This window comes from Massilia sp. DD77, from assembly GCF_036961685.1.
Taxonomy (GTDB): domain Bacteria; phylum Pseudomonadota; class Gammaproteobacteria; order Burkholderiales; family Burkholderiaceae_D; genus Telluria.
The window spans coordinates 140,957-164,559 of record NZ_JBAMDH010000006.1 but is presented as its reverse complement, the minus strand read 5'-3'; the positions used below and the strand labels follow the sequence as shown (position 1 = coordinate 164,559).

Annotated in this window: 22 protein-coding genes; 10 read left to right on the top strand and 12 right to left on the bottom strand. The window is 68.4% G+C overall.

Features of this window, described 5'->3' with window-relative positions; all coding sequences use genetic code 11:
- Positions 1-69 precede the first annotated feature (69 nt).
- Genes pcaCD through pcaH form a run of 4 tightly spaced genes read right to left on the bottom strand, consistent with a single transcriptional unit; the run spans position 70 to position 3,982 of the window.
- Positions 70-1,332, bottom strand: coding sequence for a bifunctional 4-carboxymuconolactone decarboxylase/3-oxoadipate enol-lactonase PcaCD (gene pcaCD / locus V7778_RS05205; RefSeq protein ID WP_335552457.1), 1,263 nt, complete (start codon positions 1,330-1,332; stop codon positions 70-72).
- Positions 1,329-2,735: a 3-carboxy-cis,cis-muconate cycloisomerase gene (gene pcaB, locus V7778_RS05200; protein WP_335552455.1), complete on the bottom strand. Its 1,407-nt coding sequence runs from the start codon at positions 2,733-2,735 to the stop codon at positions 1,329-1,331. Before pcaB ends, pcaCD begins: the two co-directional genes overlap by 4 nt.
- 22 nt (positions 2,736-2,757) lie before the next feature.
- Positions 2,758-3,279: a protocatechuate 3,4-dioxygenase gene (locus V7778_RS05195; RefSeq protein ID WP_335552454.1), complete on the bottom strand. Its 522-nt coding sequence runs from the start codon at positions 3,277-3,279 to the stop codon at positions 2,758-2,760.
- Positions 3,280-3,289: 10 nt separating this feature from the next.
- Positions 3,290-3,982, bottom strand: coding sequence for a protocatechuate 3,4-dioxygenase subunit beta (pcaH, locus tag V7778_RS05190; protein ID WP_335552452.1), 693 nt, complete (start codon positions 3,980-3,982; stop codon positions 3,290-3,292).
- 142 nt (positions 3,983-4,124) lie between these two features.
- Between pcaH and V7778_RS05185 the strand changes: the two genes are divergently transcribed.
- Positions 4,125-4,898: an IclR family transcriptional regulator domain-containing protein gene (locus tag V7778_RS05185; protein WP_335552450.1), complete on the top strand. Its 774-nt coding sequence runs from the start codon at positions 4,125-4,127 to the stop codon at positions 4,896-4,898.
- 10 nt (positions 4,899-4,908) lie between these two features.
- A complete protein-coding gene (locus V7778_RS05180) occupies positions 4,909-5,076 on the top strand; it encodes a hypothetical protein (RefSeq protein WP_335552448.1) in 168 nt (55 codons plus the stop codon).
- Here the strand turns inward: V7778_RS05180 and V7778_RS05175 are convergent.
- Positions 5,073-5,960, bottom strand: a complete 888-nt coding sequence (locus tag V7778_RS05175; RefSeq protein ID WP_335552446.1) for a helix-turn-helix domain-containing protein — start codon at positions 5,958-5,960, stop codon at positions 5,073-5,075. The two genes, V7778_RS05180 and V7778_RS05175, sit on opposite strands and share 4 nt — an antisense overlap.
- Before the next feature lie 126 nt (positions 5,961-6,086).
- On the opposite strand from V7778_RS05175, the gene V7778_RS05170 reads away from it, so the two are divergent.
- Positions 6,087-7,253, top strand: a complete 1,167-nt coding sequence (locus tag V7778_RS05170; protein ID WP_335552444.1) for a 4-hydroxybenzoate 3-monooxygenase — start codon at positions 6,087-6,089, stop codon at positions 7,251-7,253.
- Here V7778_RS05170 and V7778_RS05165 read toward each other — a convergent pair.
- From V7778_RS05165 to V7778_RS05155, 3 genes are all read right to left on the bottom strand, one after another.
- Entirely contained in the window at positions 7,250-9,430 is a 2,181-nt protein-coding gene (locus V7778_RS05165; protein WP_335552442.1) for a putative bifunctional diguanylate cyclase/phosphodiesterase, read from the bottom strand. The two genes, V7778_RS05170 and V7778_RS05165, sit on opposite strands and share 4 nt — an antisense overlap.
- Positions 9,431-9,551: 121 nt before the next feature.
- Positions 9,552-10,859, bottom strand: coding sequence for an NAD(P)/FAD-dependent oxidoreductase (locus V7778_RS05160; RefSeq protein ID WP_335552440.1), 1,308 nt, complete (start codon positions 10,857-10,859; stop codon positions 9,552-9,554).
- A gap of 36 nt (positions 10,860-10,895) precedes the next feature.
- Positions 10,896-11,252, bottom strand: a complete 357-nt coding sequence (locus V7778_RS05155) for a hypothetical protein (protein ID WP_335552438.1) — start codon at positions 11,250-11,252, stop codon at positions 10,896-10,898.
- A 108-nt stretch (positions 11,253-11,360) separates the two neighbouring features.
- Here V7778_RS05155 and V7778_RS05150 point away from each other — a divergent pair, with 108 nt between their 5' ends.
- On the top strand, positions 11,361-12,332 hold the full coding sequence (locus V7778_RS05150) for a LysR family transcriptional regulator (protein ID WP_335552436.1): 972 nt from the start codon (positions 11,361-11,363) through the stop codon (positions 12,330-12,332).
- Here the strand turns inward: V7778_RS05150 and V7778_RS05145 are convergent.
- Complete coding sequence (locus V7778_RS05145; protein ID WP_335552434.1) at positions 12,316-13,107, bottom strand: 3-keto-disaccharide hydrolase; 792 nt, start codon at positions 13,105-13,107, stop codon at positions 12,316-12,318. The genes V7778_RS05150 and V7778_RS05145 overlap by 17 nt on opposite strands.
- 52 nt (positions 13,108-13,159) lie before the next feature.
- Positions 13,160-13,951, bottom strand: coding sequence for an AraC family transcriptional regulator (locus V7778_RS05140; protein ID WP_335552431.1), 792 nt, complete (start codon positions 13,949-13,951; stop codon positions 13,160-13,162).
- A gap of 86 nt (positions 13,952-14,037) precedes the next feature.
- On the opposite strand from V7778_RS05140, the gene V7778_RS05135 reads away from it, so the two are divergent.
- Entirely contained in the window at positions 14,038-15,255 is a 1,218-nt protein-coding gene (locus V7778_RS05135; protein WP_335552429.1) for an MFS transporter, read from the top strand.
- Between the two features lie 70 nt (positions 15,256-15,325).
- Positions 15,326-16,210, top strand: coding sequence for a cupin-like domain-containing protein (locus V7778_RS05130; RefSeq protein WP_335552427.1), 885 nt, complete (start codon positions 15,326-15,328; stop codon positions 16,208-16,210).
- Between the two features lie 244 nt (positions 16,211-16,454).
- Here V7778_RS05130 and V7778_RS05125 read toward each other — a convergent pair whose 3' ends face one another.
- Positions 16,455-17,666, bottom strand: coding sequence for a PepSY-associated TM helix domain-containing protein (locus V7778_RS05125; RefSeq protein ID WP_335552425.1), 1,212 nt, complete (start codon positions 17,664-17,666; stop codon positions 16,455-16,457).
- Positions 17,667-17,772: 106 nt separating this feature from the next.
- On the opposite strand from V7778_RS05125, the gene V7778_RS05120 reads away from it, so the two are divergent.
- Complete coding sequence (locus V7778_RS05120; RefSeq protein ID WP_335552423.1) at positions 17,773-19,929, top strand: TonB-dependent receptor; 2,157 nt, start codon at positions 17,773-17,775, stop codon at positions 19,927-19,929.
- 130 nt (positions 19,930-20,059) lie between these two features.
- Here V7778_RS05120 and V7778_RS05115 read toward each other — a convergent pair whose 3' ends face one another.
- Positions 20,060-20,995, bottom strand: a complete 936-nt coding sequence (locus V7778_RS05115; protein ID WP_335552421.1) for a class I SAM-dependent methyltransferase — start codon at positions 20,993-20,995, stop codon at positions 20,060-20,062.
- Between the two features lie 166 nt (positions 20,996-21,161).
- Here V7778_RS05115 and V7778_RS05110 point away from each other — a divergent pair, with 166 nt between their 5' ends.
- From V7778_RS05110 to V7778_RS05100, 3 genes are all read left to right on the top strand, one after another.
- Entirely contained in the window at positions 21,162-21,344 is a 183-nt protein-coding gene (locus V7778_RS05110) for a hypothetical protein (RefSeq protein ID WP_335552419.1), read from the top strand.
- A gap of 21 nt (positions 21,345-21,365) precedes the next feature.
- A complete protein-coding gene (gene ypfJ, locus V7778_RS05105) occupies positions 21,366-22,232 on the top strand; it encodes a KPN_02809 family neutral zinc metallopeptidase (protein ID WP_335552416.1) in 867 nt (288 codons plus the stop codon).
- A 179-nt stretch (positions 22,233-22,411) separates the two neighbouring features.
- On the top strand, positions 22,412-23,596 hold the full coding sequence (locus V7778_RS05100; RefSeq protein WP_335552414.1) for a zinc-dependent alcohol dehydrogenase: 1,185 nt from the start codon (positions 22,412-22,414) through the stop codon (positions 23,594-23,596).
- The last annotated feature ends 7 nt before the right edge of the window (positions 23,597-23,603 follow it).

Below are 23,603 nucleotides of genomic sequence, written 5' to 3'. Positions count from 1 at the left end.
GGTATCGATCACCGCGTTGGCGTTTGTGTTTCAGGCCACTGGCCTGAAACACCCCGCCCACCCTACGATTCAGAGTCCGGCCATAAAGGCCATGACACCGCTTGCGAAGGCCTCTGGTTGCTCGATGCCGCCCAGGTGGGACGCGCCTTCCAGTACCGTCAGCCGGGCGCCCGGAATGCCTTCGGCGAGCGCCTGCGCCATGTCGAGCGGCGTGCCCTGGTCCAGGTCCCCCGCCACGACCAGGGTCGGCACCGCGATCCCATTCAGGCGGTCGGCCGTGTCCACCGTTCCGACCGCATTGCAGCAGCCGACATAGCCAAGGGGATCGGTGCTGACCAGACGACGGCGATAGCGCGCGACGGTCGCCGGATGCCGGGCGCGGAAGCCGTCGTGGAAGTAGCGTGCCATGACCGCGTCCGCGATCGCCTCGATGCCTTGCTCGCGCACGGTCGCGATGCGCTGATCCCACACGGCGCGGATGGGCTCCGGATAGCGGCTGGTCGTATGCGCCAACACCAGTCCTCGTACCAGGCTTGGGTGGCGCAGCGCCAGTTCCTGTCCCGCCATCCCGCCCATCGACAGGCCGATCCATATCACCGGGCCGGTATCCAGCTCGCGCAGCAGCCGCGCGGCGTCGTCTGCCAGGTCGGCCATGCTGTACAGGCCCTCGGGCGAAGCCGAGCCGCCGTGGCCGCGGTGGTCGTAGGCGATCACGCGGCAGTCGGCGGCCAGCGTGTTGGCCAGCTCGTCCCACATGGACAGGTCGCAGCCCAGCGCATGGCTCAGCACCACCGTATGGCGCGGCGCCTTTCCGCTGCGCGGCTCCCGCACCGTGTAATGGATTGCCGGCGCGCTTTCCGTACGCCCCGAGCGCCCCACGCCAGGATGGCAGGCGGCGGCCGGTTGCGCGGGGTCGAGCGCATAGCCGATCCGGGCGCCGACTTCGCGCAGGATCTGCTGGGTGTGAGTGAAGGCGGTGTTCGCGGCCGGGACGCCCGCATAGATGGCCGACTGCATCAGGATTTCCTTGATCTCGTCGGGGCTCAGGCGGCTGCCTTCCTCGCCCAGCAGGGCGGCCCGGATATGCAGCTCGAACTCTTCCCAGCGCCCGAGGGCGATCGTGATCGCCAGGACGATGGCGCGGCGGGTCTTGTGTTCCAGGCCGGGGCGGCCCCAAATCTCGTTCCAGGCGAAGCGCGTGATCAGGTTCTGGAAATCGGCGTTGAAACTGGTGGCGTTCGACAGCGAACGGTCGACCCAGGCGTCGCCGAGGACGTTGCGGCGGTTGCGCAGACCGCGCTCCAGGTCGTGGTCGAAGGGATCGTGGCTCATGCGGTTTCCTGTTGGTGGAAGGGGTGGGAGCGGTCGAGCGCCTGCATCGCGGCGCCGAGCCTGGCCAGCTGCTGGCCGGCAAGCCGCTGTGCGGGAGCGGTCGCCGCGACCGGGTCGAACAGGGCCGCCAACGCAAGCGGATCGACCTGTCGGCACAGCGCGGCGTCGGCGTCGAGCGTCTCGAGCAGCAGGTCCTTGAGGTGGCGGCCCTCGGCGACGGCGCGCCGGGTCAGCCGTTCCAGCAGCGCGTGGGCCTCCGGCCGGCCGATCGCCGCGGCCAGGTGGGCCGATGCGGCTTCCGCGAACACCAGGCCGTCGAGCGCGTCGATATTCTCCAGCATGCGTGCTTCGTCCACCGTCAGGCCTGCCATGGCGTCATTCAGCGCACGCAGGGCGCCGTGCGCGGACAGGAACAGGGAAGGCCACTCGGCCAGTTCCGCCTGCCAGGTGCCGAGGCCGCGCTCGTGCTCCTGGCTCATGCAGGCCAGCAGGGCTGCGGCATGCTGGGGCGTCCGGCGCGCCGCCGCCAGCGCGATCATCGCCGACACCGGGTTGCGCTTGTGCGGCATGGCGGACGAACCGCCGCGGCCGTTGCCGGAGGGCTCGGCCAGTTCCGCGATCTCGCCCTGGGCCATCAGGCTCAGGTCGGTCGCCAGCTTGCCGAGGCTACCTGCCAGCACCGCCACTTCCATGCCGAGCCGCACCCAGTCGTCGCGCTGGGTATGCCAGACGGTCTCGGCTGCCTGCAGGCCGAGCGTACGCGCCATGCGTGTGGCGACCGGCGCGCCGTGCTGGTCCAGCACCGCCAGGGTGCCCACGGCGCCGCCGAGCTGCAGGCGCAGGGCGTGCCCGGCCGCTTCGCGCAGGCGCGTGCGCGCCCGCACCAGCGGCGCCAGCCAGCCGCAGGCCTTGTAGCCGAAACTGGTGACCTGGGCCGGCTGCATCAGGGTGCGCGCCAGCACCGGCGTGGCCAGGTGCCGGCGGGCCAGATCGAGCAGGTGGCCGGTGAGGTCGTGCAGGCCGTCGTCGAGCAGTTGCAAGGCTTCGCGCGTCACCAGCACCATGGCGGTGTCGACCACATCCTGGCTGGTGCTGCCCCAATGGACCTTGCGCGCCGCTTCCTCGTCGTACAAGGCCACCGTACGGGTCAGCTCCTTGACCAGCGGGATCGCCAGGCTGCCGGCCTTGCGGCTTGCATGGATCAGGGCGGGAATGTCGTACAGCTGCGCATTGCACATGCCCGCGATCGCACTGGCCGCGGACGGCGGCATCAGGCCTTCGTCGGCCTGGGCCCGCGCCAGCGCGCTCTCGAAGGCCAGCATGGCCTGCACCACCGCCGCGTCGTCGAAGACGGCGATCATGTCGGACGTGGTCAGGAAACTGTCGAAGATCGAAACACTCACTGCGGCTCCTGTCCTGTGGCGCTCATACGTAGTCGAAAAAGGCGGTTTCCTGCGCGCCCTGCATCCGGATATCCCAGCGGTACTGTCCGTCCCCGAGCTTGCGCGCCAACAGCGTGGGGCGGCGTGTTTCCGGCACCTGGTTCAGTATCGCCGATTGCGCCAGGCCGCTGTCGTCCTCGAGGAAGACGGCAGTGAACTGGTGCTTCAGCAGGCCGCGCGCAAAGACGGTGACATACATGACCGGCTCCCCGCGGGTGGCCGGCTCAGGCATGGACAGGCGCAGCGCGAACTCGCCGGCGGCGCCGCTCGGCACGCGGCGAAAGCCCGGGATCGGCTGGCTGGCCTCGGCGGCCGCGCCTTGCGGCGTCCAGGCTTCGATCTGGGCGTCGTCGATCGGGTTGCCCTTGCCGTCGTAGATGGCGCCGCTCACCAGGATGGTCGGCGCGCTGGTCTCCAGGCGAGTCGGGGTGCAGCCGTCGACCGCCCATTGCCAGGCTTCGTGAGAGAAAGGGCCGATGGTTTGCGAGGTGGTGATCTTGCTCATGTGCTTCTCCTTACAGGCCCATCGGGGTGGCGTCGCGTCCGCGCAGGACGATGTCGAATTCGTAGCCGAGCATTTCGGCGCCGACCGTGTGCTCCAGGCTGAAGCGCGCGACCAGGCGCCGGCGCGCGGCGTCGTCGGGCACGCTCTGGAAGATCGGATCGTAGTCGAACAGCGGATCGTTCGGGAAGTACATCTGGGTCACCAGGCGCTGGGCATAGACGTTGCCGAACAGCGAAAAGTGGATGTGGGCAGGACGCCAGGCCTTGTCGTGGTTGCCCCATGGGTAGGGGCCGGGCTTGATGGTGACGAAGCGGTAGCGGCCCTCTTCATCGGTCAGCATCTTGCCCAGGCCGTAGAAATTCGGGTCGAGCGGCGCCGCATGCTGGTCCTTCTTGTGCCAGTAGCGGCCGGCCGAATTGGCCTGCCAGACTTCGACCAGCGAGTTGCGCACCGGCTTGCCGTCTTCGTCCAGTACCCGGCCGGTCAGGACGATCTTCTCGCCCAGCGGCTCGCCCTGGCCGTGGCGGGTCAGGTCGGCGTCGTTCGGCAGCAGCAGGCGCGGGCTGGTGGCGATGTTCCGCGTGACCGGCTCCGGCGCCTGGATACGCAGGGCCGGCTGGGTCGGGCCGCGCGGGATCGTGGACTTGTAAGGCGGGTAGATCAGTTCGGGATAGACTCCCGGCGCGATGGCGTCGAATTTCACGGCACGTCTCCTTCGGGTTTATGGGTGCGTGCAAAAATGGTAGGCGCAGGACATGGCCCCCCACAAGCCGGGAAATTATCGCGGCATTCGGAATGCGCACACTTTGTGCGATACTCGCACAAATGACCATGTTTTCTCTTCCATGAACGACGGGACGAACCAGCCGGCTGAGCGCGATCTCGTCGGCGGCCTGGAAAAGGGCTTGAAGGTGATCGAAGCCTTCGACCAGGAGCGCTCACGCCTCTCGATCGCCGAAGTCGCCGACGCCACGGGCCTCACGCGCGCCGCCGCGCGCCGCTACCTGATCACCCTGACCCACCTGGGCTACATGCGCCACGAGAACAAGCTGTTCTCGCTGACGCCGGCGGTGCTGCGCCTGGGCCAGTCCTACCTGCATTCGGCGCGCCTGCCGCGCATCGCCCAGCCGCTGCTGTACCGGCTCGCCTACTCGCTGGGCGAGGCGGCTTCGGTCGGCGTGCTCGACGGCGACCAGCTGGTCTGCGTGGCGGCGGTGAGCGCCGGCCAGCTGGTGTCGGGCACCCTGCAGCCGGGCACGCGGGTGCCGGCCTATTGCACCGCGAACGGCCGCATGCTGCTGGCCAGCCTGCCGCCCGAGCAGATCGCGCGCTTCCTGGATGAGGCCCAGCCCGAGCAGATTACCCAGCACACCATCGTCAACAAGGAGCGCCTGGGTCTCGAGATCGCGCGCGCGCGCGCCCAGGGGTATGCGCTGGTGGACCAGGAGCTGGAACTGGGCCTGCGCACCATCGCCGTCCCGGTCCGGAACTTCCGCGGCGACGTGGTGGCGGCGATGAACGTCAGCGTGCACGCCAACCGCCTGCCGGCCAGCCAGCTGGTCGAACGCTGCCTACCGGCGATGATCAAGATCCAGGTCGAATTGAACGCCTTGCTCTAGGGATGCACTGATGTATTCTGGCGTGCAGGAATCGGTCACGAAAAACGTGCCCGGCAAGGCCTCGCCGGCCGCGCGCAAACCGGAGCGATACCCCGTGTATCGCGAGGATTTGCAACGCCGCTGGGCGCATTTTGTCGTGGCCGAGGCCGTCGCCATGAATGAATCAGTGCTTCCCTAGTCCCTGGCCTGGAGCCGGAAGTCCTTGGGCGAGACCTTCATCAGCTTCTTGAACAGGCGGCTGAAATAGGCGGGGTCCTGGAAACCCAGTTCGTAGGCGATGCTGGCGACGCTGGCCGGAACGTAGGTGAGTTTGCGGCAGGCCTCGAGCATCAGGCGCTCCTGAGCGAGTTCGAAGGCCGACTTGCCGGCCAGCTTCAGGCACAGGCGGTTGAGCCGCGTGGGCGAGATGCGCAGCAGATCGGCGTACTGCCCGACCTGCCATTGTTCCTTGTAGTGGCGCTCGACTTCGACGCGGAAGCGGCTGAACAGCTCGAAGTCGCCGCGCCCGCTGCTGTCGGCGATGCGGCGCTCGGCCTGTACCCGGACCAGCATGAGCAAGACGCTGCGCGCCAGCCAGTCGAGCATCAGCGCATGGCCCTGGCGCGGCCAGCTCGATTCCGCGATCAGGTTCTGCAGCAAGGCCTCGATCCGCGCGCGCATGTCCGGCACCCCGCCCAGGCCGATGGCGAGCGGGTCGACGAACAGCGAGGAAAACAGGCCGCCTTCGTCGAACAGCAGGTTCTGGTCGATGGTCAGCACATAGCCCTGGGCCTCTTGCGAAAAATCGAAGCCGTGCGGGAGCGAGGGATGGATCGTCAGCGCTACCGGTCCTTCACACTGCCACAGGTCGCCGTCGATGTTGGCACGCACCTCGCCGCCGAATAAAAAAAGTACCTGAAACAGGCCGGCGTGGGTATGGGTGCCGATGTGCCAGTCGTACTGGCGGCTGCGCGTTTCGATCAGTTCGATGTGCACGCCTTCGGCATTCGTGCCCCGCGTGGACTCGCCGTACAGGGCGAAGATGGGGATCTCGGCGGGAAGGGGAGCGGGGCTGGTCGGCATGTCACGGGTAATGGCGGAAAAACGGTGTGTGTAAAAATAGTACAAGTATTTTCGGGATTGATCCATTCTTATCCGTGTCCGCCGGCACTACGATGATGTCATTCAAAACACATCGGAGACATCACCATGCGCACCCAGGTCGCCATCGTCGGCGCCGGCCCCGCCGGCCTGCTGCTATCCCATCTGCTGCACCTGAACGGCATCGAGTCGGTCGTGCTGGAGTCGCGCAGCCGCGCCGAGATCGAGGCCACCATCCGCGCCGGCGTGCTGGAACAGGGCAGCATGGACATCCTCAACGAGGCCGGCGTCGGCGAACGCATGCGCAAGGAAGGCATGCTGCACCACGGCTTCGAACTGGCCTTCGGCGGCCGGCGCCACCGCGTCGACCTGACTGAACTGACCGGCAAGGCGATCACCGTCTACCCGCAGCACGAAGTGATCATCGACCTGGTGGCGGCGCGCCTCGCCGCCGGCGGCCAGCTGCTATTCGAGACCAGCGAGGTGAAACTGCACGAGGTGGACAGCGCTCAGCCCTCGGTCAGCTTCGTGCATTCCGGCGAAGCGGGACGGATCGTGGCCGATTTCGTGATTGGCTGCGACGGCTTTCATGGCGTGTCGCGGCCCATGATCCCGGAAGGCGTACGCGAGGATTTCCAGCGCATCTATCCATTCGGCTGGTTCGGCATCCTGGTCGAGTCGGCGCCATCCTCGGATGAGCTGATCTACGCCCAGCACGAGCGCGGCTTCGCCCTGGTCAGCACCCGCTCGCCCACGGTGCAGCGCTTGTACTTCCAGTGCGACCCGCAGGACAAGACCGGGAACTGGTCCGACGACCGCATCTGGGCCGAGCTGCACGCGCGTCTGGAGCACAACGACGGCTGGAAGCTGAAGGAGGGGCGCATCTTCCAGAAAGGGATCATCGGCATGCGCAGCTTCGTGTGTGCGCCGATGCGCCACGGCCGCCTGTTCCTGGCCGGCGACGCGGCCCACATCGTGCCGCCAACCGGCGCCAAGGGCATGAACCTGGCGATCTCGGACGTGAAGCTCCTGTCGCGCGCGCTCGCCGGCTTCTACAGGGATGGCAGCCGGGAGCTGCTGGACAGCTACTCGAGCGACGCGCTCAAGCGCGTCTGGCGCGCCGAGTACTTCTCCTGGTGGATGACGCGCATGCTGCACAGCTTCGCCGACGCTTCGCCCTTCGAGCGCCGCATGCAGCGCGCGGAGCTGGAGAACGTGGTGTCTTCGCGCGCGCTGCGCACGGCGCTCGCGGAGAACTACGTCGGCGACTTCTAGCGTGCCGCCTGGCCGTGCAGGAATGCCTGCAGCTGGTCGCGCGGCAGCGGACGGCTGAACAGGTAGCCCTGGAACGCGCTGCAGCCGCAACGGCCCAGCAGCTCGCGCTGCGCCGGCGTCTCGACGCCTTCGGCGATGACGTCGATCCGCATCGCCCGCCCGAGCGAGATGATGGCGTCGACGATGGCCAGGTCGCGCCGGTCGCTCAGCAGGTTGCGCACGAAGGACTGGTCGATCTTGAGCTGGTCGAGCGGCAGCCGCTTCAGGTAGGTGAGCGAGGAATAACCGGTGCCGAAATCATCGAGCGAGAAGCAGACCCCGTGCTTTTTCAGCTGCCTGATCTTGCCGATCGCGTTCTCGACGTCCTCCAGCAGCATCGACTCGGTCAGCTCGATCTTGAGGCGCTGCGGAGCGGCACCGGACTCGGCCAGCACCGCCAGCACGTCGGCCACGAAGTCCGGCTGGCGGAACTGCAGCGCGCTGACATTGATTGCGACATGCACGTCCGCGGTCGCAGGGTCGGACGCCATCCGCACCAGTTGCGCGCAGGCTTCCTCCAGTACCCAGCGTCCCAGCGGCAGGATCAGGCCGGTGTCCTCGGCCAGGGGGATGAATTCGGCCGGCGACACCATGCCGCGCTCGGGATTCTGCCAGCGCACCAGGGCCTCGACGCCGGTGACCGTCCCCTCGCTGTCGAGCTGCGGCTGGTAGTGGAGCAGGAATTCGCCCCGCTGCAGGCCGCGGCGCAGTTCGGCTTCGAGCCCGGCGCGCGCAAGCGCCGCCGCCTGGATCTTCGGATCGAAGAAGCGGACCGTGTTGCGGCCCGCCGCCTTGGCCTGGTACATCGCCAGGTCCGCGCGCTTGAGCAATTCGGTGGTGGTCGAGGCCACGTCGCCGAACAGGGTCACACCGATACTCGGCGTGATGTGGCGCTCGTGGCCGCCGAGGTTGAAGGAGCCGCTCAGGGCATCCCGTATCCGGCGTGCGACCTCGCTGGCGTGCGGCGCGGCCCCCTCCTTGCAGGCGCCGATGTCTTCGAGGATGATGACGAACTCGTCGCCCCCGAGCCGGGCCACCGTATCGCGCGCGGCGACGCTGGCGACCAGGCGCTTGGCGACCAGGTCGAGCAGCAGGTCGCCATTGTCGTGGCCGATCGTGTCGTTGATCACCTTGAAGTTGTCGAGGTCCAGCAGCAGCACGGCGCCGATGCGCGCGACCCGCGTGTGCAGGGTCACGGCATGCGCCAGGCGGTCCATGAGCAGTTGCCGGTTCGGCAGGCGCGTCAGGGTATCGTAGAAAGCCAGCCTGCCGATTTCCTCGTAGGCCAGCTTCATGTCGTGGATGTCCGTGGTGGTGCCGTACCACCTGACGATGTGTCCCTTCCCGTCGCGGATCGGCATCCCCTTGGCCAGGTGCCAGCGGTAGGTCTGGTCGGCGCGGCGCAGGCGGTATTCGGCCGAGAACACCCCGCCGGAGCGCACCGAGTCCATCCAGGTAGCGATGGTGCGCTCGACGTCGTCCGGGTGCAGCAGCTCGATCCATTGCTCGCCGATGCGGCTGAGGTCCGGAATGCCCGCGTAGTCGAGGATAGCCTGGTTGGCGAAATCGATCTCGCCGTCGGAGGTCGCCGACCAGACGATGTAGGGCATGGCGTCGGCCAGCTGGCGGAAGCGCTCGCGCTGCGGCTCGGCGGCGTCGCGCCTGTAGCGGCCAAGTTCGAGCCGCGCCATCACCGCCTGCGCAAGGGTGCGCAGGCCCTCGAGCTGGTCCGGCGTGGGCGCCCGGTGCACACGGTCCATCACCGCCAGTGCGCCAAGGACGAAGCCGTCGGGCGTGACGAGCGGCGCGGCGGCATAGAAGCGCCATGCGTCCGTCTCGGCGTCCGCCGTACCGGGACGCGGCAGATTCATGTCGGGAAGCACGAGCCCGTCGTGATCCGCCAGCACCCGCGCGCACAGCGAATCGGCGCGCTCCATCTCGGTCAGGGCGAGGCCGACAGCCGCCTTGCGCCACTCGCGCTTCGCGTCCAGGAAACAGATCGCGGCCATGGACGCACCGCACAGCGCCGCCGCCAGGCGCGCCAGCCGGTCGAAGCATTCCTCGGGACCGGTATCGAGGATGTCGTAGCTGTGCAGCGCCCTCAGGCGGCTTGCTTCGTTCGGATCGTCGAATGACATGGTCGGCCGATGAAGTTGACAGGTGCGCCATGGCAGGCATGATGCTGCCCTGGCCAGGCGCACTTCATTCTAGCCAATCCGTCAACCGGGCCTTGTATGATTGCTTTTGAGTAATGAATCCTCAATGCCACTTGACGGGCATCAGCATCTTCGAGCGGCACCAGCGCGCCACCATGTGGCCCAGCATGCGCGGCAGGCCGACATGCGACATCACGTAGCGCTCGTAGGTCATGCGGTACATGAGGCTGGCGATGGCGCCGCGCACCCGCAGGTTGCGCTTGCCGACCGCGCGCAGCAGGATCCCGACGGTGCCCGAGCGTCCCAGGGTGACCAGGGTGCCGTAGTCGCGGTAAGCGAAGCGGGGCGGCGCGGCGCCGGGTCGCCGGGTCAGCAGCCCGGCCAGGAAGGCCGACTGCTGGCGCGCCGCCTGGGCAGTCGGCGGAATCATCTGGCTGCGGTCCGGCTGCACCAGCGAGCTGCAGTCGCCCATCGCATACACGCGCGGGTCGTCCACGGTCTGCAACTGCTCGTCGACCAGGATCTGCCCGTTGCGGTTGGCGCCCAGGGCCGGCGCAATGGCGAGCTGGGGGCCGCGCACGCCGGCCGCCCACACGGTGAGCGCCGCCGGGAACACCCGGCCGTCCTCGGTGCGCACCTCGTGCGGGCCGACTTCCGAGACGGCGGCGCGGGTGCAGAGCTCGATGCCCAGTCCCCTGAGCTTGCGCACCGCCAGCGCCGAGACGGCGGGGTCCAGGCCGGGGAGCAGGCGCTGCCCGCGCTCCAGCAGGCGGATGCGCACCTGGCGCGAGGCGCCCAGCCCGCTGAGGCGGTATTTCACCAGGGTGTCGACCGTGTGGCGCAGGTCGGCCGCCAGTTCGATGCCGGTCGGGCCGGCGCCGACGATCACGATGTCGACCAGCGGCGCATTGGTATCGCGCAGGCCGGCGTCATGGAAGGCGTCGCGCCGCGCCCCGGTGGCCGCGCAGGCGTTCAGGAAGCGCTGCCGGAAGGCTTCGGCCTGGCCCACGCTGTCCAGCGACAGGCAGTGCTGCCGGGCGCCGGGCACGCCGAAGAAGTTGGTGACCGAACCGAAGGACAGCACCAGCCGGTCGTAGTGCACCGTGGCGACCCCATCGTCCTCGCGCGGGCGGCGCAAGCGCACCTGCAGGCTACGGGAGGCGCGATCGATGCCGACGATCTCGCCGCACACGAATTCGAAGCCGCTTTCCATCGCCTGGCGGGCATAGTCGATGTGGTAGTGCGCGGGGTCGATCAGGCCGGCCGCAACCGAGTGCAGCAGCGGCTTCCAGAAATGGGTGGGGGCGCTGTCGACGAGGATGACGCGGCGCGCCGCGCCGCGTGTCCGGCCAAGACGGGTGGCCAGGTCGAGTCCCGCCACCCCACCGCCTGCAATCACGACTGTTTCCATGCTGTCCTCCTCGAAATGAACGAATGCTTGCCGGTGCTAGGCGCGGATGCGCAGGCGCTCGCGGCGTGCTGCCTGCAGCGCCGGCTGCGAGGCGGCGACCACCACCGCTTGGTCCGGCGCCAGTTCGAGCGCGCGCAGCACGACGGAGTAGGGCGCCTTGTGGCCGCGCGCGGCGTAGTTCGCGCCGGTCAGCACGACGGAAAAGATGTGGTGGGCGGTGTCGCCGAAGCGCTCGCGCAGGCGCTGGCCGGCCTCCTGGTGCGGCAGCTCGGTGACCAGGGCGCAGTGGCGTCCCTGGTGGATCGCTTCGTCGAGGAGCTTGCCGGCTTCCAGTGGCGCCGCGTCTTCCGTGGCAAAGGCCGACAGGTCGAAGATGATCGCTTGTGCTGGCATGTGTTTCCCCTTTCCGGGCAGTGGTGTGGTGTTGACGGTTTCACTATACGGCTGCGCGAGTTAAAATAAAAATCAGAAATTCAGGAAAACCGATAAGGGAAAGCTTATATGTATCCAGCCAGTTTCAAGCAGCTGCAGGCCCTGGTCCAGGTGGCGCGCCACCAGAGTGTGTCGCGCGCGGCCGAGGCCATGCACGTGACCCAGCCGGCCGTGTCGCTGCACCTGAAACTGCTGGAGGAAGCGGCCGGCACGCCGCTCACGCGCAGGCAGGGGCGCAACATCCAGATGACCTCGGCGGGGGAGCTGCTGGTCGGGTATGCGGAGCGCATCCTGAAGCTGTGGGAGGAAGCGGGCGACGAGATCGCCGCCTTCAAGGGCGTCACCAGCGGTACCCTGCGGATCGGGGCGGTGATGACGGCGGAGCACCTGCTGCCGGCGATGCTGGTGCGCTTCACCACCGGCCGCCCGCACGTGCGCATCCGGCTGCAGGTGGGCTCGCGTCCGGAAGTGATCGGGATGCTGAGCCGCGACGAGATCGACCTGGCCATCATGGGCACGCCGCCGCGCGAGTTCCCCACCAGCGCCAGCCGCTTCGCGCGCCACCCGATGGCCTTCTATGCGGCCCCTGGCCACCCCTTGCTGAAGGCGCGCGCGATCGCGCTGCCCGAGCTGGCCGAGCACAACCTGCTGGTGCGCGAGCGCGGTTCGGGCACGCGCGCGGCGGTGGAAAAGCTGTACCAGGACGCGGGCGCGCCGCTGTCGATCGGGTCCGAGCTATCGAGCAACGAGGCGATCAAGCAGATGACGGCGGCCGGGCTGGGCGTGGGCTTCCTGTCGGTGCACGCCTGCACGCTGGAGGTGCGCAGCCGCCTACTGATGCCGCTCGACGTGGCCGGCACGCCGGTGTCGGCCGACTGGCACGTGATGCACAAGGCCGGCCACGCGATTCCGACGGTGGCCGCCGCCTTCCACGAGTTCATCGTCGAACACGGGCAGCAGGTCATCCACGACGAGCTGGAACGCGAGCGGCGGCCGGGCGGCGCCAGGCGCCGCGCAACAGGCCTCAGTTCAAAGGCCTGACCCAGATATTCCGGAAGCTTACCGGGTCGCCGTGGTCCTGCAGCCTGATCGGGGCCGGGCCATGTTTGCGGTAGGAAGGTAGGCCGATGTACATGGTCTCGCCGCGCAAGGCCACATGGTGCTGCACCAGCACGCCGTTGTGCAGGGCCGTGACGTAGGCGGGCGACTGCAGCGAGCCGTCGGCCTTGAAGCGCGGCGCGGTCCAGATGATGTCGTAGGCCTGCCATTCGCCGGGCGCGGCGCAGGCGTTCACCAGCGGGATGTGCTGCTTGTACAGGCTGGCGGCCTGGCCGTTGGCATAGGTGCTGGTGTGTTCGGCGCAGTCCAGCACCTGGATCTCGTAGCCCGTGCCCATGCCCGTCGAGGCCAGGAACACGCCGCTGTTGCCACGCTCCTGGCCGCGGCCTCTCAGGGTGGACGGCGCACGCCATTCCAGGTGCAGCTGGTAGTCGAGGAAGGCGCGCCGGGTCTCGATGTCGCCGCTGCCGGCGCGCACGCTGAAGGCGCCATCCGCCACCGTCCAGGCGGCCGGCTTGTCCGGCGCGGCGGCCGATACCCACTCGCCCAGGCCCTTGCCGTCGAAGAGCACGATGGCGTCCGAGGGTGCGCGCGTGGGCAAGGCTGGCGTTACGCGCCTGGGCTCGGGCTTCCACACCTCGGTATCCTCGGGCTTTGCCTGGGTAGCGGTCTGAGTAGCGGCCTGCGGGGCGGCGTGCGCCGTCCAGGCCAGCATCATCAGGCCGCTCATGACTGCTGCGCGCGTTCTTGCGTTCATCGTGTCTCCTTTAATTGGGGCAAACGGCATTCTAGAGGAAGATGCGCCCGGCTTAGTTGCGGCGCTGCTCGTCCGCGAAGAAGGCGGAAGGCGTGCTGCCGAAGCTCTTGCGGAACATGGCCGTGAAGGCCGACTGGCTCGCATAGCCGAGCTGCTCGGCCACCTGCCACAGGGGTACGCCGCGCGCGATCAGCGAGGCGCCATGGGCCAGGCGCACCTGCTGGCGCCACTGGCCGAAGCTCATGCCCAGCTCCTTGTCGAACAGGCGCGCCAGGGTGCGCTCGGAGGCGCCGCTGGCCTGGGCCCATTGGGCCAGGGTCTGGGTGTCGTCGGGCGCGGCGATCAGCGCCGCGCACAGGGCCTTCAGGCGCTTGTCGCGCGGCAGGGGCACGCGGATCGGGCGCGAGGGGGCGCGCGCCAGCTCGTCCAGGATCAGCTCCCCCAGCAGGGCGGTGCGGCGGGCCGGCGGCGGCTGGACGTCCGCGCCCGCGATCAGGGCCGCGATCAGCTCGCGCAGCAGGCTGCTCACCTCCACCACGCGGCAGGATTCTCCGGGGAAGGGGTCGCGCGAGGCGTGCACGCGCAAGGGGCTCAGGCGCGCCGCCTCCAGCATCGTCACCTCGTGCTCGACCTGGGGCGCGATCCAGATCGCACGCTGGGGCGGCACGATCCAGCTGCTGCCTTCCGCACTCACCCGCATCATGCCGTTGGCGGCATAGGTCAGCTGGCCCCAGTCGTGGCTGTGGGCGCCGACGTTGGCGTCGGCCGGCAGGTCGCGCGCCGACAGGCCGACCGGGCATTCCGGTGTCGGCCCCGGGCCGGGGGTGGGCGGGTAGCTGTGCATGGCGGTTTCTCGACAAATCTTGGCACGTTATCTTAAATCGGACGCTCCGCTTTTGCATACACTGGTCTTTTCGATAAAGGCTCTGTATGAACTCGGACGACAATACCCTGCGCCAGGATGCACGCGTGATCGGCCTGGTGGGCCTGGCCCACGGCACTTCGCACTTCTACCACCTGATCCTGGCCGCGCTCATCCCCTGGCTCAAGCCGGCCTTCCAGCTCAGCTACACCGAACTGGGCCTGCTGATGTCGGTGTTCTTCGTGGTGTCCGGCGTGGGGCAGGCGATGGCCGGCTTCGTGGTCGACCGCGTGGGTGCGCGCGCCGTGCTGTTCTCGGGCATCGCGATGCTGGGCCTGTCGGCGCTGGTGCTGTCGAGCGCCGCCAGCTATGCCGGCCTGGTGCTGGGCGCCCTGATGGCGGGCATGGGCAACGCCGTGTTCCACCCGGCCGACTACACCCTGCTGAACCAGCGCGTCTCGCGCGCCCGCCTGGCCCACGGCTTTTCGGTGCATGGCATCAGCGGCAATATCGGCTGGGCCGCCGCGCCCATTTTCCTGACCTCGATCGCCGCCACCCAGGGCTGGCGCGCGGCGCTGCTGTGGGCCGCGGCGCTGCCGGCCAGCGTGCTGGCTGCCCTGGTGCTGAACCGCCATGCGCTGCGTCCCGACCCGATCGCGCCAAGGGGCAGGGCGGAGGCGGGCCAGGACGGCACGCTGGACTTCCTGAAACTGCGTTCGGTGTGGATGTGCTTCGGCTTTTTCCTGCTGACGGCGGTGGCGCTGGGCGGCATCCAGAGCTTCGCCTCGATCAGCCTCGAGAGCTTGTACGGTATTTCGCGCGAGCTGGCCACCAGTTCCTACACCGCCTACATGCTGGCCTCGGCGGTGGGCATGCTGGCCGGCGGCTTCCTGGGCGCGGGCGTCAAGCATCATGACCGCACCGTGGCCCTGGCCTTTGCCGCCGCGGCCGCGCTGGCCCTGGTGCTGGCGGCCGGCGCCGGACCGTCCTGGATGGCGCTGCCGCTGATGGGCCTGATCGGCCTGTGCTCGGGCGTGGCCGGTCCCTCGCGCGACCTGATGATCCGCGCCGCCGCCCCCAAGGGCGCCACCGGCCGCGTCTACGGCGTGGTGTATTCGGGCCTGGACAGCGGCCTGGCGATCGGCCCGCTGCTGTTCGGCCTGGTGATGGACGCCGGCCGCCCGGGCTGGGTGTTCGCGGGCGTGGCCTTGTTCCAGGCGCTGGCGATCGCCACCGCGGTCGGCGTCGGCGGCAGCACCCGCGCGCGCCAGCTGGCGCCAGCCTGAGGGAATAGCAAGTTCGCGGCGCATGCGCTATCCTGTCGCCCCACGTTGATTTTCAGACCAGGACGACAAGATGGCGGGTGTGCCCGACAAGACCAGGCTGCCGCCGCTGCCGGCGGCCTCCGAGGCCGCCAGGCTGGCCCGCGCGCAGCGCGATGCCCAGGTGCGCGGCGTCAGCTCGATCGAGGCGATGCGCCAGGCGATCAAGGATACGGCTGGAGAGCTGCCGGCGGTGAGCGCACTGGCGCGCCTGAAGGCGCCGACGGCGGCCGTTTTCCGGGAGCAGGCCGCGCGCGGCCTGCCTTTCCTGGTCGACGGCGTCGCCGGCCGCTGGCCCTTGTGCGCCATGACGCCCGAGACCCTGCGCGAGCGCTTCGCCGCGCTGCCGGTGCGCGCCCGTGTCGGCGACTACGTCAATACGGCCTTCGCACCCGACCGCGCGATGCGGGACATGTCGATGCTGGCCTACCTGGACCTGGCGGCGCAGGGCACGGAAGGCTTGCCTCCCTACCTGGGCAACCTGGAGCTGCGCGAACTGAACCGCTTCTGCCACTGGCCCGCGTATTTCACCAGGCCAGGACCGCCGCGCTTCTGGATGGGACCGGCGGGAACGGTGACGCCCCTGCACGCCGACTACGACGACAACCTGTTCGCCCAGGTCTGGGGATCGAAGCGGATCTTCCTGGCGCCGCCCCACCACGACGAATTCCTGTACCCGCGCGAAGCCAATGCGCTGCTGTTCGGATCTCCGTTCGACCCGGAAGCGCCGGATTTCGACCGTTTTCCGCTGGCGCGCCAGGCGGCGCTGGTCGAGCTGGTGGTGCAGCCGGGCGACATGCTGTACGTGCCGGCCGGCTGGTATCACCAGGTGCGTTCGCTGAGTTTTTCGCTGTCGTCCAACCGCTGGTCGCGGGCCCTGCCGATGGCACTGGTCGATGGAGAATCGCTGAAGCGGTAATCCTTCGCCGGCCGCCACGGGCGGCTGGGCTTCACTCGTTTCGGCAGCCTCGCGCCGGGTGACGTGCACGACCTCGACATCCTGTTCGGCAACTGGCTGCTGGCCAACCGCGAGCTGGCCGCGGCCCTGGCCTACCGCGGCATCGAACACCGGCTGGTGGTCGATGAGGGCGGCCACTCGCTCAGGCACGGCGGCGCGATGTCGGGGGAGTCGCTGCGCTGGCTGTGGCGGGAATGCGGCGCGCTTAGTCGACGCCGGCCGCGACCCTGGCCGGTGCAGGCGCCGGTGCAGGCGCCTTGCGCTTGGCCGGCTTGCGGCGGAACTTGAGCCAGATGACCAGTCCGGTAATGAAAAAGGCCAGCGGCGTCAGGCCGACGACGCTGATCAGGATGCGCCCGGCCAGGCCGAAGATCTCTCCGGTATGCAGGGGGAACATGGTGCTGACCACCCAGTCGCCGCCGCGCGCGGCGAGCGGGTCCAGCACGCGCAGCAGCGCGCCGTTGCCCGCGTCGACGCTGACGCGGGTGGCGCCGGAACCCTGGCGCAGCTCGCCGGGCTGGCGCACCCGCACTTCGAAGGGCTGCTCCGCCTTGGCCGGAATGCTCACGCGCGAGATGCGCCCCTCGGGAAAGCGCGTTTGCGCCGCCGTCATCGCCGCGGCGATGCCGATGCGCGGCGCCGACGCGTCGCTGGCGTTCGCCACTTTCGCATTCGGGGTGAGCGGCGCCACCGCCCGGATCGCCGGCGTCACCCAGTCCGGCATGTTGAAGTAGACCCCGGTTACGGCCAGCACCAGCAGCACCGGCGCCGTATAAAAGCCCGCCGCGCGGTGCAGCTGGAAGCTGAACTTGGGCCAGTTGCCGCCGTGGCGCACGGTGATCGCGTTCCAGAACGCGGACAGGGTGAGCTTGGGCCACCACACCACGATGCCCGTCAGGGTCAGCAGGAACAAGGCCACGCCCTGCACCGCGATCACCAGCTTGCCCGCGTCGCCCGACATCAGGTAGCGGTGCAGGTGGAACAGGGTCGGCATCAGGAGCGGGCGCGACAAGCCGGCCTCGCCCCAGTTGCGCTCGCCCAGCACCTTCAGGCTGGCCGGGTCGACCATCACCTGCCGCACGACGGCCTGCTCCCAGCTCGAGGCCGGCTTGGCCGTGCGGTACCACGCCACGAATACGTCGCCGTGCACCTCCGGCAGGAACAAGGTGTCCGGACGTCCGTAGGCCGGGTCGTCGACCAGGCGATCGACGACCGCCGCCGCCAGGCTCGGCTCGCTGTAGGCCGGCTGCCCGGCCTGCTTGCCGGCCGGCGGCGCCACCTGCAGCAGTCCCGGATTGAGCCAGGCGTCGAGCTCGTGCCGCCAGCTGAGGAGGGAGCCGGTCAGCCCCTGCAGGACGAGGATGGCGCCAAAAATCAGGCCGGCCCACAGGTGGACGGTACGGATGAGATTTTTCATACCCGCCATGATAAACGCAAATGAGAATGATTCCTACCTTGCATAAACACATGAGAATCATTATCATTTGGCCTCGTATTTCTTTTAAGAAAAGCAGGAAGACAGAATGAGTTCGATGAAGCCGGTTTCTCTTGCGGTTGCCACCGCGTGCGCCCTGATGGCGATGCCCGTCGCGCTGGCCCAGCAGGTCCAGCAGTCCCAGGAGCTTCTGCAGGCCCAGGAAGAAGACATGGCTTCGGTCGTGGTCACTGCCACCCGCACCGCCAAGGCCGTGGACAAGATCCCGGGCGCCGTGGCCGTGATCACCCAGCAGGAGCTGGCGACCCAGTACCTGATCGCCGACGATCCCTCGCAGGCGCTGTCGACCTATGTGCCGGGCTATGCGCCAAGCCGCCAGAAGATGACCTCGACCGGCGAATCGCTGCGCGGCCGCCAGCCGCTGATCCTGTTCGACGGTATCCCGCAATCGAACCCGCTGCGCGCCGGCATGCGCGAAGGCTATTTTGCCGACAGCGCCATCATCGAGCGCATCGAAGTCATCAACGGCGCCTCGGCCATGCAGGGCATGGGCGCCACCGGCGGCATCATCAACTACATCACCAAGACCCCGCGCAAGGAGGGCACCACCTATAGTGTCAACACCCGCTTCGCCACCCAGTTCCGCTCGGATAACCTGGACTGGAAGACCGGCTTGACGGTGAACCACAAATCGGAAGCCTTCGACCTGCTGGGCTACGCCAGTGTGCAACGGCGCGGCATGGGCTACGACGGCCAGGGCCGCCGCCTGGGCATCGACAACGTGCAGGGCGACACCCTGGATTCCCACGGCAACGATGTGTTCCTCAAGATCGGCAAGCGCTTCGGCGCCCAGCGCCTGCAGCTTTCGCTCAACCGCTTCGACATGAGCGGCGACGGGGACTACCGCAACGATCCGGGCGTGGTGGCGGAAGGCATCCCGACCAGCTCGATCCCGGGCGCGCCGGAAGGCATGAGCCCGCGCAACCGCGTGCGCAGCGCCAGCCTCGACTACCGCCATGCGGAACTGGCCGGCGGCTCCCTGACCGCGCAGGTGTTCAAGCACGACTTCGAATCGCTGTACGGCGCCACCAACACCGCGACCTTCCAGGACGTGAGCATCGCGCCGCGCGGCACCCTCTACGACCAGTCCGAAGTGGTGGCCGACAAGATCGGCTCGCGCATCACCTATGTGCGTCCGGACACCCTGGTCGAGGGTCTGGAACTGACCGCGGGGCTGGACTGGCTGAAGGACCATACCCAGCAGCGCCTGGCGGGCACCCAGCGCGTGTGGGTGCCGGAACTGAAGTTCCGCTCGCTGGCGCCCTTCGCCCAGCTCGAATACGAGATCGGCGACGTGACCGTACGCGGCGGCGTGCGCCACGAGGACGCCAAGCTCGACGTCGACACCTACACCACCCTGGCCGCCTATGGCAGCCGGGTGGTGCAGGGCGGTGCGGCCGAGTTCTCGAAGTCGGTCAAGAACCTGGGCGCGGTGTGGCGCTTCATGCCGCAGTGGTCGGCCTTCGCCGCGGTGTCGGAAGGCTTCGGCCTGCCGGACGCGGGCCTGGTGCTGCGCGGCGTGAGCGTGCCGAACCAGTCGGTCGCCAACCTGATCAGCCTGCAGCCTATCGTCACCCGCAACAAGGAAGTCGGCATCAACTGGCGCGGCGCGAAAGGCCAGTTCGGCATCTCGCGCTACGATTCGCGTTCGAAGCTGGGCAGCGTCATCCGCATTACCTCGGCCGGCGTCGGCCTGGTCGAGCGCGTGCCGACCACGGTCAAGGGCTGGGAAGCCAATGCGGAGTGGAAGCCTGTAAAAGGGCTGTCGCTGTTCGGCACCTATGCCACCACCGACGGCAAGACCGCCGCCACCCAGGGCGCCCCGCTCGATCTCGACCTGGGCGCGCGCTCGCAGGGACCGAACAAGGCGGTGCTGGGCGGTAACTGGAGCTTCCTGCCGAAGGCCCAGCTGCGCCTGCAGGCCACCCACCTGCGCGACCGCGACATCAACATCGGCCGCCGCGTGGGCACCAGCAACCTGGAAGAGCACTTCCAGGGCTATACCCTGGTCGACGCCGCGACCACCTTCCAGACCCGCTACGGCAGGGTGGGCGTGAGCATCGAGAACCTGTTCGACAAGCAGTACGTCGGCTACTACTCGCAGTCGGCGGCGGCGCTGGATGCGGCGGGTACCTATGCGGGCCGCGGGCGGACGCTGGCGGTGAGCTGGACGCAGGACTTCTGATCCTCACAGGCGGCTTCGGGATCGGGCTCGACGATCTGGCCGCCAGCTATCGCCGCGTGGACGGGGGACCCGTCCACCTAGGAATGGATGTTGGCTGCTCGTCGCCGCGTCGGCGGCGAAGCCGCCAACCCTAGCGCTTGACCGCGTGCAGCCACACCGCCGCGATCCGCTCCACCTCCTCGTACCCCGGTTCTCCCAGCTGCCCGCCGAAGATGTCCGGGTCGAGCTCCTCGTAGCTCCAGGCGCCGCACTCCTTTTCGAGCAGCGGCCGCACGCTCTCCAGGAAATGGTCGTCCGGCCCGCTGATCGCCACCCCCGTATATAGCATCAGGCTGCCGCCCGGCCGCAGCCGGTCCAGGCCTTCCTCCACGATCCGCCGCGAGATTTCCGCGCCGCGCTCGCCGCCGCCATGGCGGTAGGGCCGCTCGTCCTCGTCCAGGATGTAGGGCGGGTTCGAGACGATCAGGTCGAAGTCCCCCTGCAACCCCGCATACAGGTCGCTGTGGCAGGCCTGGAAGTTGTCCAGCCCCGCCAGGCGGGCGTTGACGGTGGCCAGGTCCAGCGCCTTGACGTTGATGTCGGTCCCGGTCACCTCGGCATGCGGGTAGCGCTGCGCGATCGTGATCGCCGCCGGGCCGCCCCCGCAGCCGATCTCCACCGCCCGTGCCGGCCCCGCGCCCAGCCAGCCGAAGGCGCGCTCCATGGTGCCCACGAAGCGGTAGGTGTCGGGCCCGAAGAAGACCGCATCGTCCTCGCTGGTCGGGTAGGCGGAGTGGTAGAGCAAGAGGCTGCCCAGGGTCGACAGGCGCAGGGTCGAGCGCAGTAGGCTGCCTTCCTCCTTCACGATCCCGGCCTCGCGCATCAGCGCCAGCATGCGCGGCGGCAGCAGGCCGGGCTCGAAGGGACGGCTCCAGCCGAAGATGCCGCGCAGGTCGAGCGCGCGTTCGTTTCCCGGGCGGCCGTTGATGCGCCGGTGGGTGGAGGGCGTCACGGTCATGAAACGGTAGCCTGCCTGGCGCAGACTATGGCCCAGGGTGAGCAGGGCGGTGGCTTGGGATGGGTTCATGCTGGAGAGTCTCGCCCGCCCGCCGCCGGGCTACCGTGCGCTGCCCAACGCAAGCGTGCACGGCCCCGGGTGAATTTTGCGTCACTATGTGCATGTTCGAACAGTCCGTGTACCGGCCGGTGCCCATACTGGGGCGCACAGCCGTTCACATCAGCAGGAGAAAGCAATGGCAACCAAGGAACGGGACAGCAATCCGCGCGGCCGCATCGCCCGCGAGGTCGAGCGCGAGCGCCACGAACGCCACCTGCACGACGAGGCGCGCGCGGGGCTGGCGCCGGCGGACGACCTCCGCACCAAGGATGCGCGCGAGCGCCCCGATACGAGCAACCTGAAGCGGCACGGAGGCTAGGCCGCAGGCGAGGAGAACGAGATGAAGTGGGAAGGCGACCGGCAGAGCGACAACGTGGAGGACCGCCGCGGCGGCGGTGGAGGCGGTTTCGGCGGTTTCGGCGGCAAGACCGTCGGCATCGGCACCCTGGTGATCGCCCTGATCGGCGGCGCCATCTTCGGGGTCGACCCCGGCACCATCCTGGCCCTGCTGGGCGGCGGCAGCCCGGCGCCGGTCCAGCAGCAAACCCAGACCGTCCCCGCCAACGACCGCGAAACCCAGTTCGTCCGCACCACCCTGGCCTACACCGAAGACGTATGGGCGGCGCTGTTCCGCGAGCAGGGCGCCCAGTACACCCCGCCGCGCCTGGTGCTGTTCGAAGGCGCCACTCCCACCGCCTGCGGCACCGGCCAGAGCGCCGCCGGCCCCTTCTATTGCCCACCGGACCAGAAGGTGTATATCGACCTCAGCTTCTTCCGCCTGATGCAGCAGCGCTTCAAGGTGTCCGGCGAGTTTCCGCAAGCGTATGTGATCGCGCACGAGGTCGGCCACCACGTGCAGAACCTGCTCGGCCTGTCCGACAAGGTGCATTCCGCCCAGCAGCGGCTGTCCGAGAGCGAGGGCAATGCGCTGTCGGTGCGCCTGGAACTGCAGGCCGACTGCTTCGCCGGGGTCTGGGCCAACCGCACCAACCAGCGCGAACAGATCCTGGAGCAGGGCGACGTCGAAGCGGCGCTGGCCGCCGCCTCGGCGATCGGCGACGACGCGCTGCAGAAGCAGTCGCGCGGCGTCGTGGTGCCCGACTCCTTCACCCACGGCAGCTCGGCCCAGCGCGTGCGCTGGTTCCGCCGCGGCCTGGACAGCGGCCAGGTCGAGTCCTGCAATACCTTCGATGCGCGCGAACTGTAAATAAATGTGCCGATATTTCCGCATGTGAACGCATTCGCACACAAAAATGGAAAAAATCGGAGAAATCGGCAGTTCGTTTCCGTGCGCGTATCGCCTTGCTTGGTATTTTGACATAACGTGTCATCACATTAGTCCGCCCTTCGGGGCGGACTTTGTCAAACCACTGAGGAGGAGGACTTATGCTGGCAATGAACTACCGCGGGCCCTACCGCGTCCGCGCCGACCACAAGCCCGAACCGGTCATCGAGCACCCGGGCGACGCCATCGTGCGGGTCACCCGCACCTGCATCTGCGGTTCGGACTTGCACCTGTACCACGGCATGGTGCCCGACACCCGGGTCGGCCATACCTTCGGCCATGAATTCATCGGCGTGGTGCAGGAGGTCGGCTCCGGCGTGCAGAACCTGAAGGTAGGCGACAAGGTCCTGGTGCCCTTCAACCTGTTCTGCGGTTCCTGCTTCTTCTGCCAGCACGAGCTCTACGGCAATTGCCACAACACGAATGCACAGTCCACCGCGGTGGGCGCCATCTACGGCTATTCGCACACGGCGGGCGGCTACGACGGCGGCCAGGCCGAACTGGTGCGGGTGCCGATGGCCGACGTCGGGCCCCTGGTGATCCCGCACGACATCGAGGACGACGACGCCGTGCTGCTCACCGACGCCGTGCCGACCGGCTACCAGGCGGCCGAGATGGGCGACATCCAGCAGGGCGACACCGTGGTCGTGTTCGGCGCCGGGCCGGTCGGCATCTTCGCCGCCAAATCGGCCTGGCTGATGGGCGCGGGGCGCGTGATCGTGGTCGACGAGGTCGAATACCGCCTCGAATTCGTGCAGCGCTACGCCCAATGCGAAGTGGTGAACTTCCGCGAAGTCGACGACATGGCCCTGCACATCAAGAAGATGACCGACTGGATGGGCGCCGACGTCTGCATCGACGCGGTCGGCGGCGACGCGGCCGGCAGCATCGCCCAGACCCTGACCGGGCGCCTGATGAAGATGCAGGCCGGGGCGGCCACCGTACTGCACTGGTGCATCAACTCGGTGCGCAAGGGCGGCAACGTCTCGATCGTCGGCGTCTACGGCCCGACCTTCAATGCGGTCCCGATCGGCAACGCCCTGAATAAAGGCCTGACCCTGCGCATGAACCAGGCCAGCGTCAAGCGCCACCTGCCGCGCCTGATCGAGCACATCCGCGCGGGCCGCCTGAACCCGAAGGAAATCATCACCCACCGGGTGCCGCTGGAGGAGGTCGCCGAGGCCTACCACATCTTCTCGAGCAAGCTCGACAACTGCATCAAGACCGTCCTGATCCCGCCCAACGCCGACCAGGTGCGCGCGGTATCGGCCAGCGCACTGCATTGAGGAGGGA

Coding starts and splice junctions, on each gene's coding strand:
- pcaCD (WP_335552457.1), bottom strand. CDS start 1,332: ATGAGCCACGATCCCTTCGACCACGACCTGGAGCGCGGTCTGCGCAAC.
- V7778_RS05195 (WP_335552454.1), bottom strand. CDS start 3,279: ATGAGCAAGATCACCACCTCGCAAACCATCGGCCCTTTCTCTCACGAA.
- V7778_RS05185 (WP_335552450.1), top strand. CDS start 4,125: ATGAACGACGGGACGAACCAGCCGGCTGAGCGCGATCTCGTCGGCGGC.
- V7778_RS05180 (WP_335552448.1), top strand. CDS start 4,909: ATGTATTCTGGCGTGCAGGAATCGGTCACGAAAAACGTGCCCGGCAAG.
- V7778_RS05175 (WP_335552446.1), bottom strand. CDS start 5,960: ATGCCGACCAGCCCCGCTCCCCTTCCCGCCGAGATCCCCATCTTCGCC.
- V7778_RS05170 (WP_335552444.1), top strand. CDS start 6,087: ATGCGCACCCAGGTCGCCATCGTCGGCGCCGGCCCCGCCGGCCTGCTG.
- V7778_RS05165 (WP_335552442.1), bottom strand. CDS start 9,430: ATGTCATTCGACGATCCGAACGAAGCAAGCCGCCTGAGGGCGCTGCAC.
- V7778_RS05160 (WP_335552440.1), bottom strand. CDS start 10,859: ATGGAAACAGTCGTGATTGCAGGCGGTGGGGTGGCGGGACTCGACCTG.
- V7778_RS05155 (WP_335552438.1), bottom strand. CDS start 11,252: ATGCCAGCACAAGCGATCATCTTCGACCTGTCGGCCTTTGCCACGGAA.
- V7778_RS05150 (WP_335552436.1), top strand. CDS start 11,361: ATGTATCCAGCCAGTTTCAAGCAGCTGCAGGCCCTGGTCCAGGTGGCG.
- V7778_RS05145 (WP_335552434.1), bottom strand. CDS start 13,107: ATGAACGCAAGAACGCGCGCAGCAGTCATGAGCGGCCTGATGATGCTG.
- V7778_RS05140 (WP_335552431.1), bottom strand. CDS start 13,951: ATGCACAGCTACCCGCCCACCCCCGGCCCGGGGCCGACACCGGAATGC.
- V7778_RS05135 (WP_335552429.1), top strand. CDS start 14,038: ATGAACTCGGACGACAATACCCTGCGCCAGGATGCACGCGTGATCGGC.
- V7778_RS05130 (WP_335552427.1), top strand. CDS start 15,326: ATGGCGGGTGTGCCCGACAAGACCAGGCTGCCGCCGCTGCCGGCGGCC.
- V7778_RS05125 (WP_335552425.1), bottom strand. CDS start 17,666: ATGAAAAATCTCATCCGTACCGTCCACCTGTGGGCCGGCCTGATTTTT.
- V7778_RS05120 (WP_335552423.1), top strand. CDS start 17,773: ATGAGTTCGATGAAGCCGGTTTCTCTTGCGGTTGCCACCGCGTGCGCC.
- V7778_RS05115 (WP_335552421.1), bottom strand. CDS start 20,995: ATGAACCCATCCCAAGCCACCGCCCTGCTCACCCTGGGCCATAGTCTG.
- V7778_RS05110 (WP_335552419.1), top strand. CDS start 21,162: ATGGCAACCAAGGAACGGGACAGCAATCCGCGCGGCCGCATCGCCCGC.
- ypfJ (WP_335552416.1), top strand. CDS start 21,366: ATGAAGTGGGAAGGCGACCGGCAGAGCGACAACGTGGAGGACCGCCGC.
- V7778_RS05100 (WP_335552414.1), top strand. CDS start 22,412: ATGCTGGCAATGAACTACCGCGGGCCCTACCGCGTCCGCGCCGACCAC.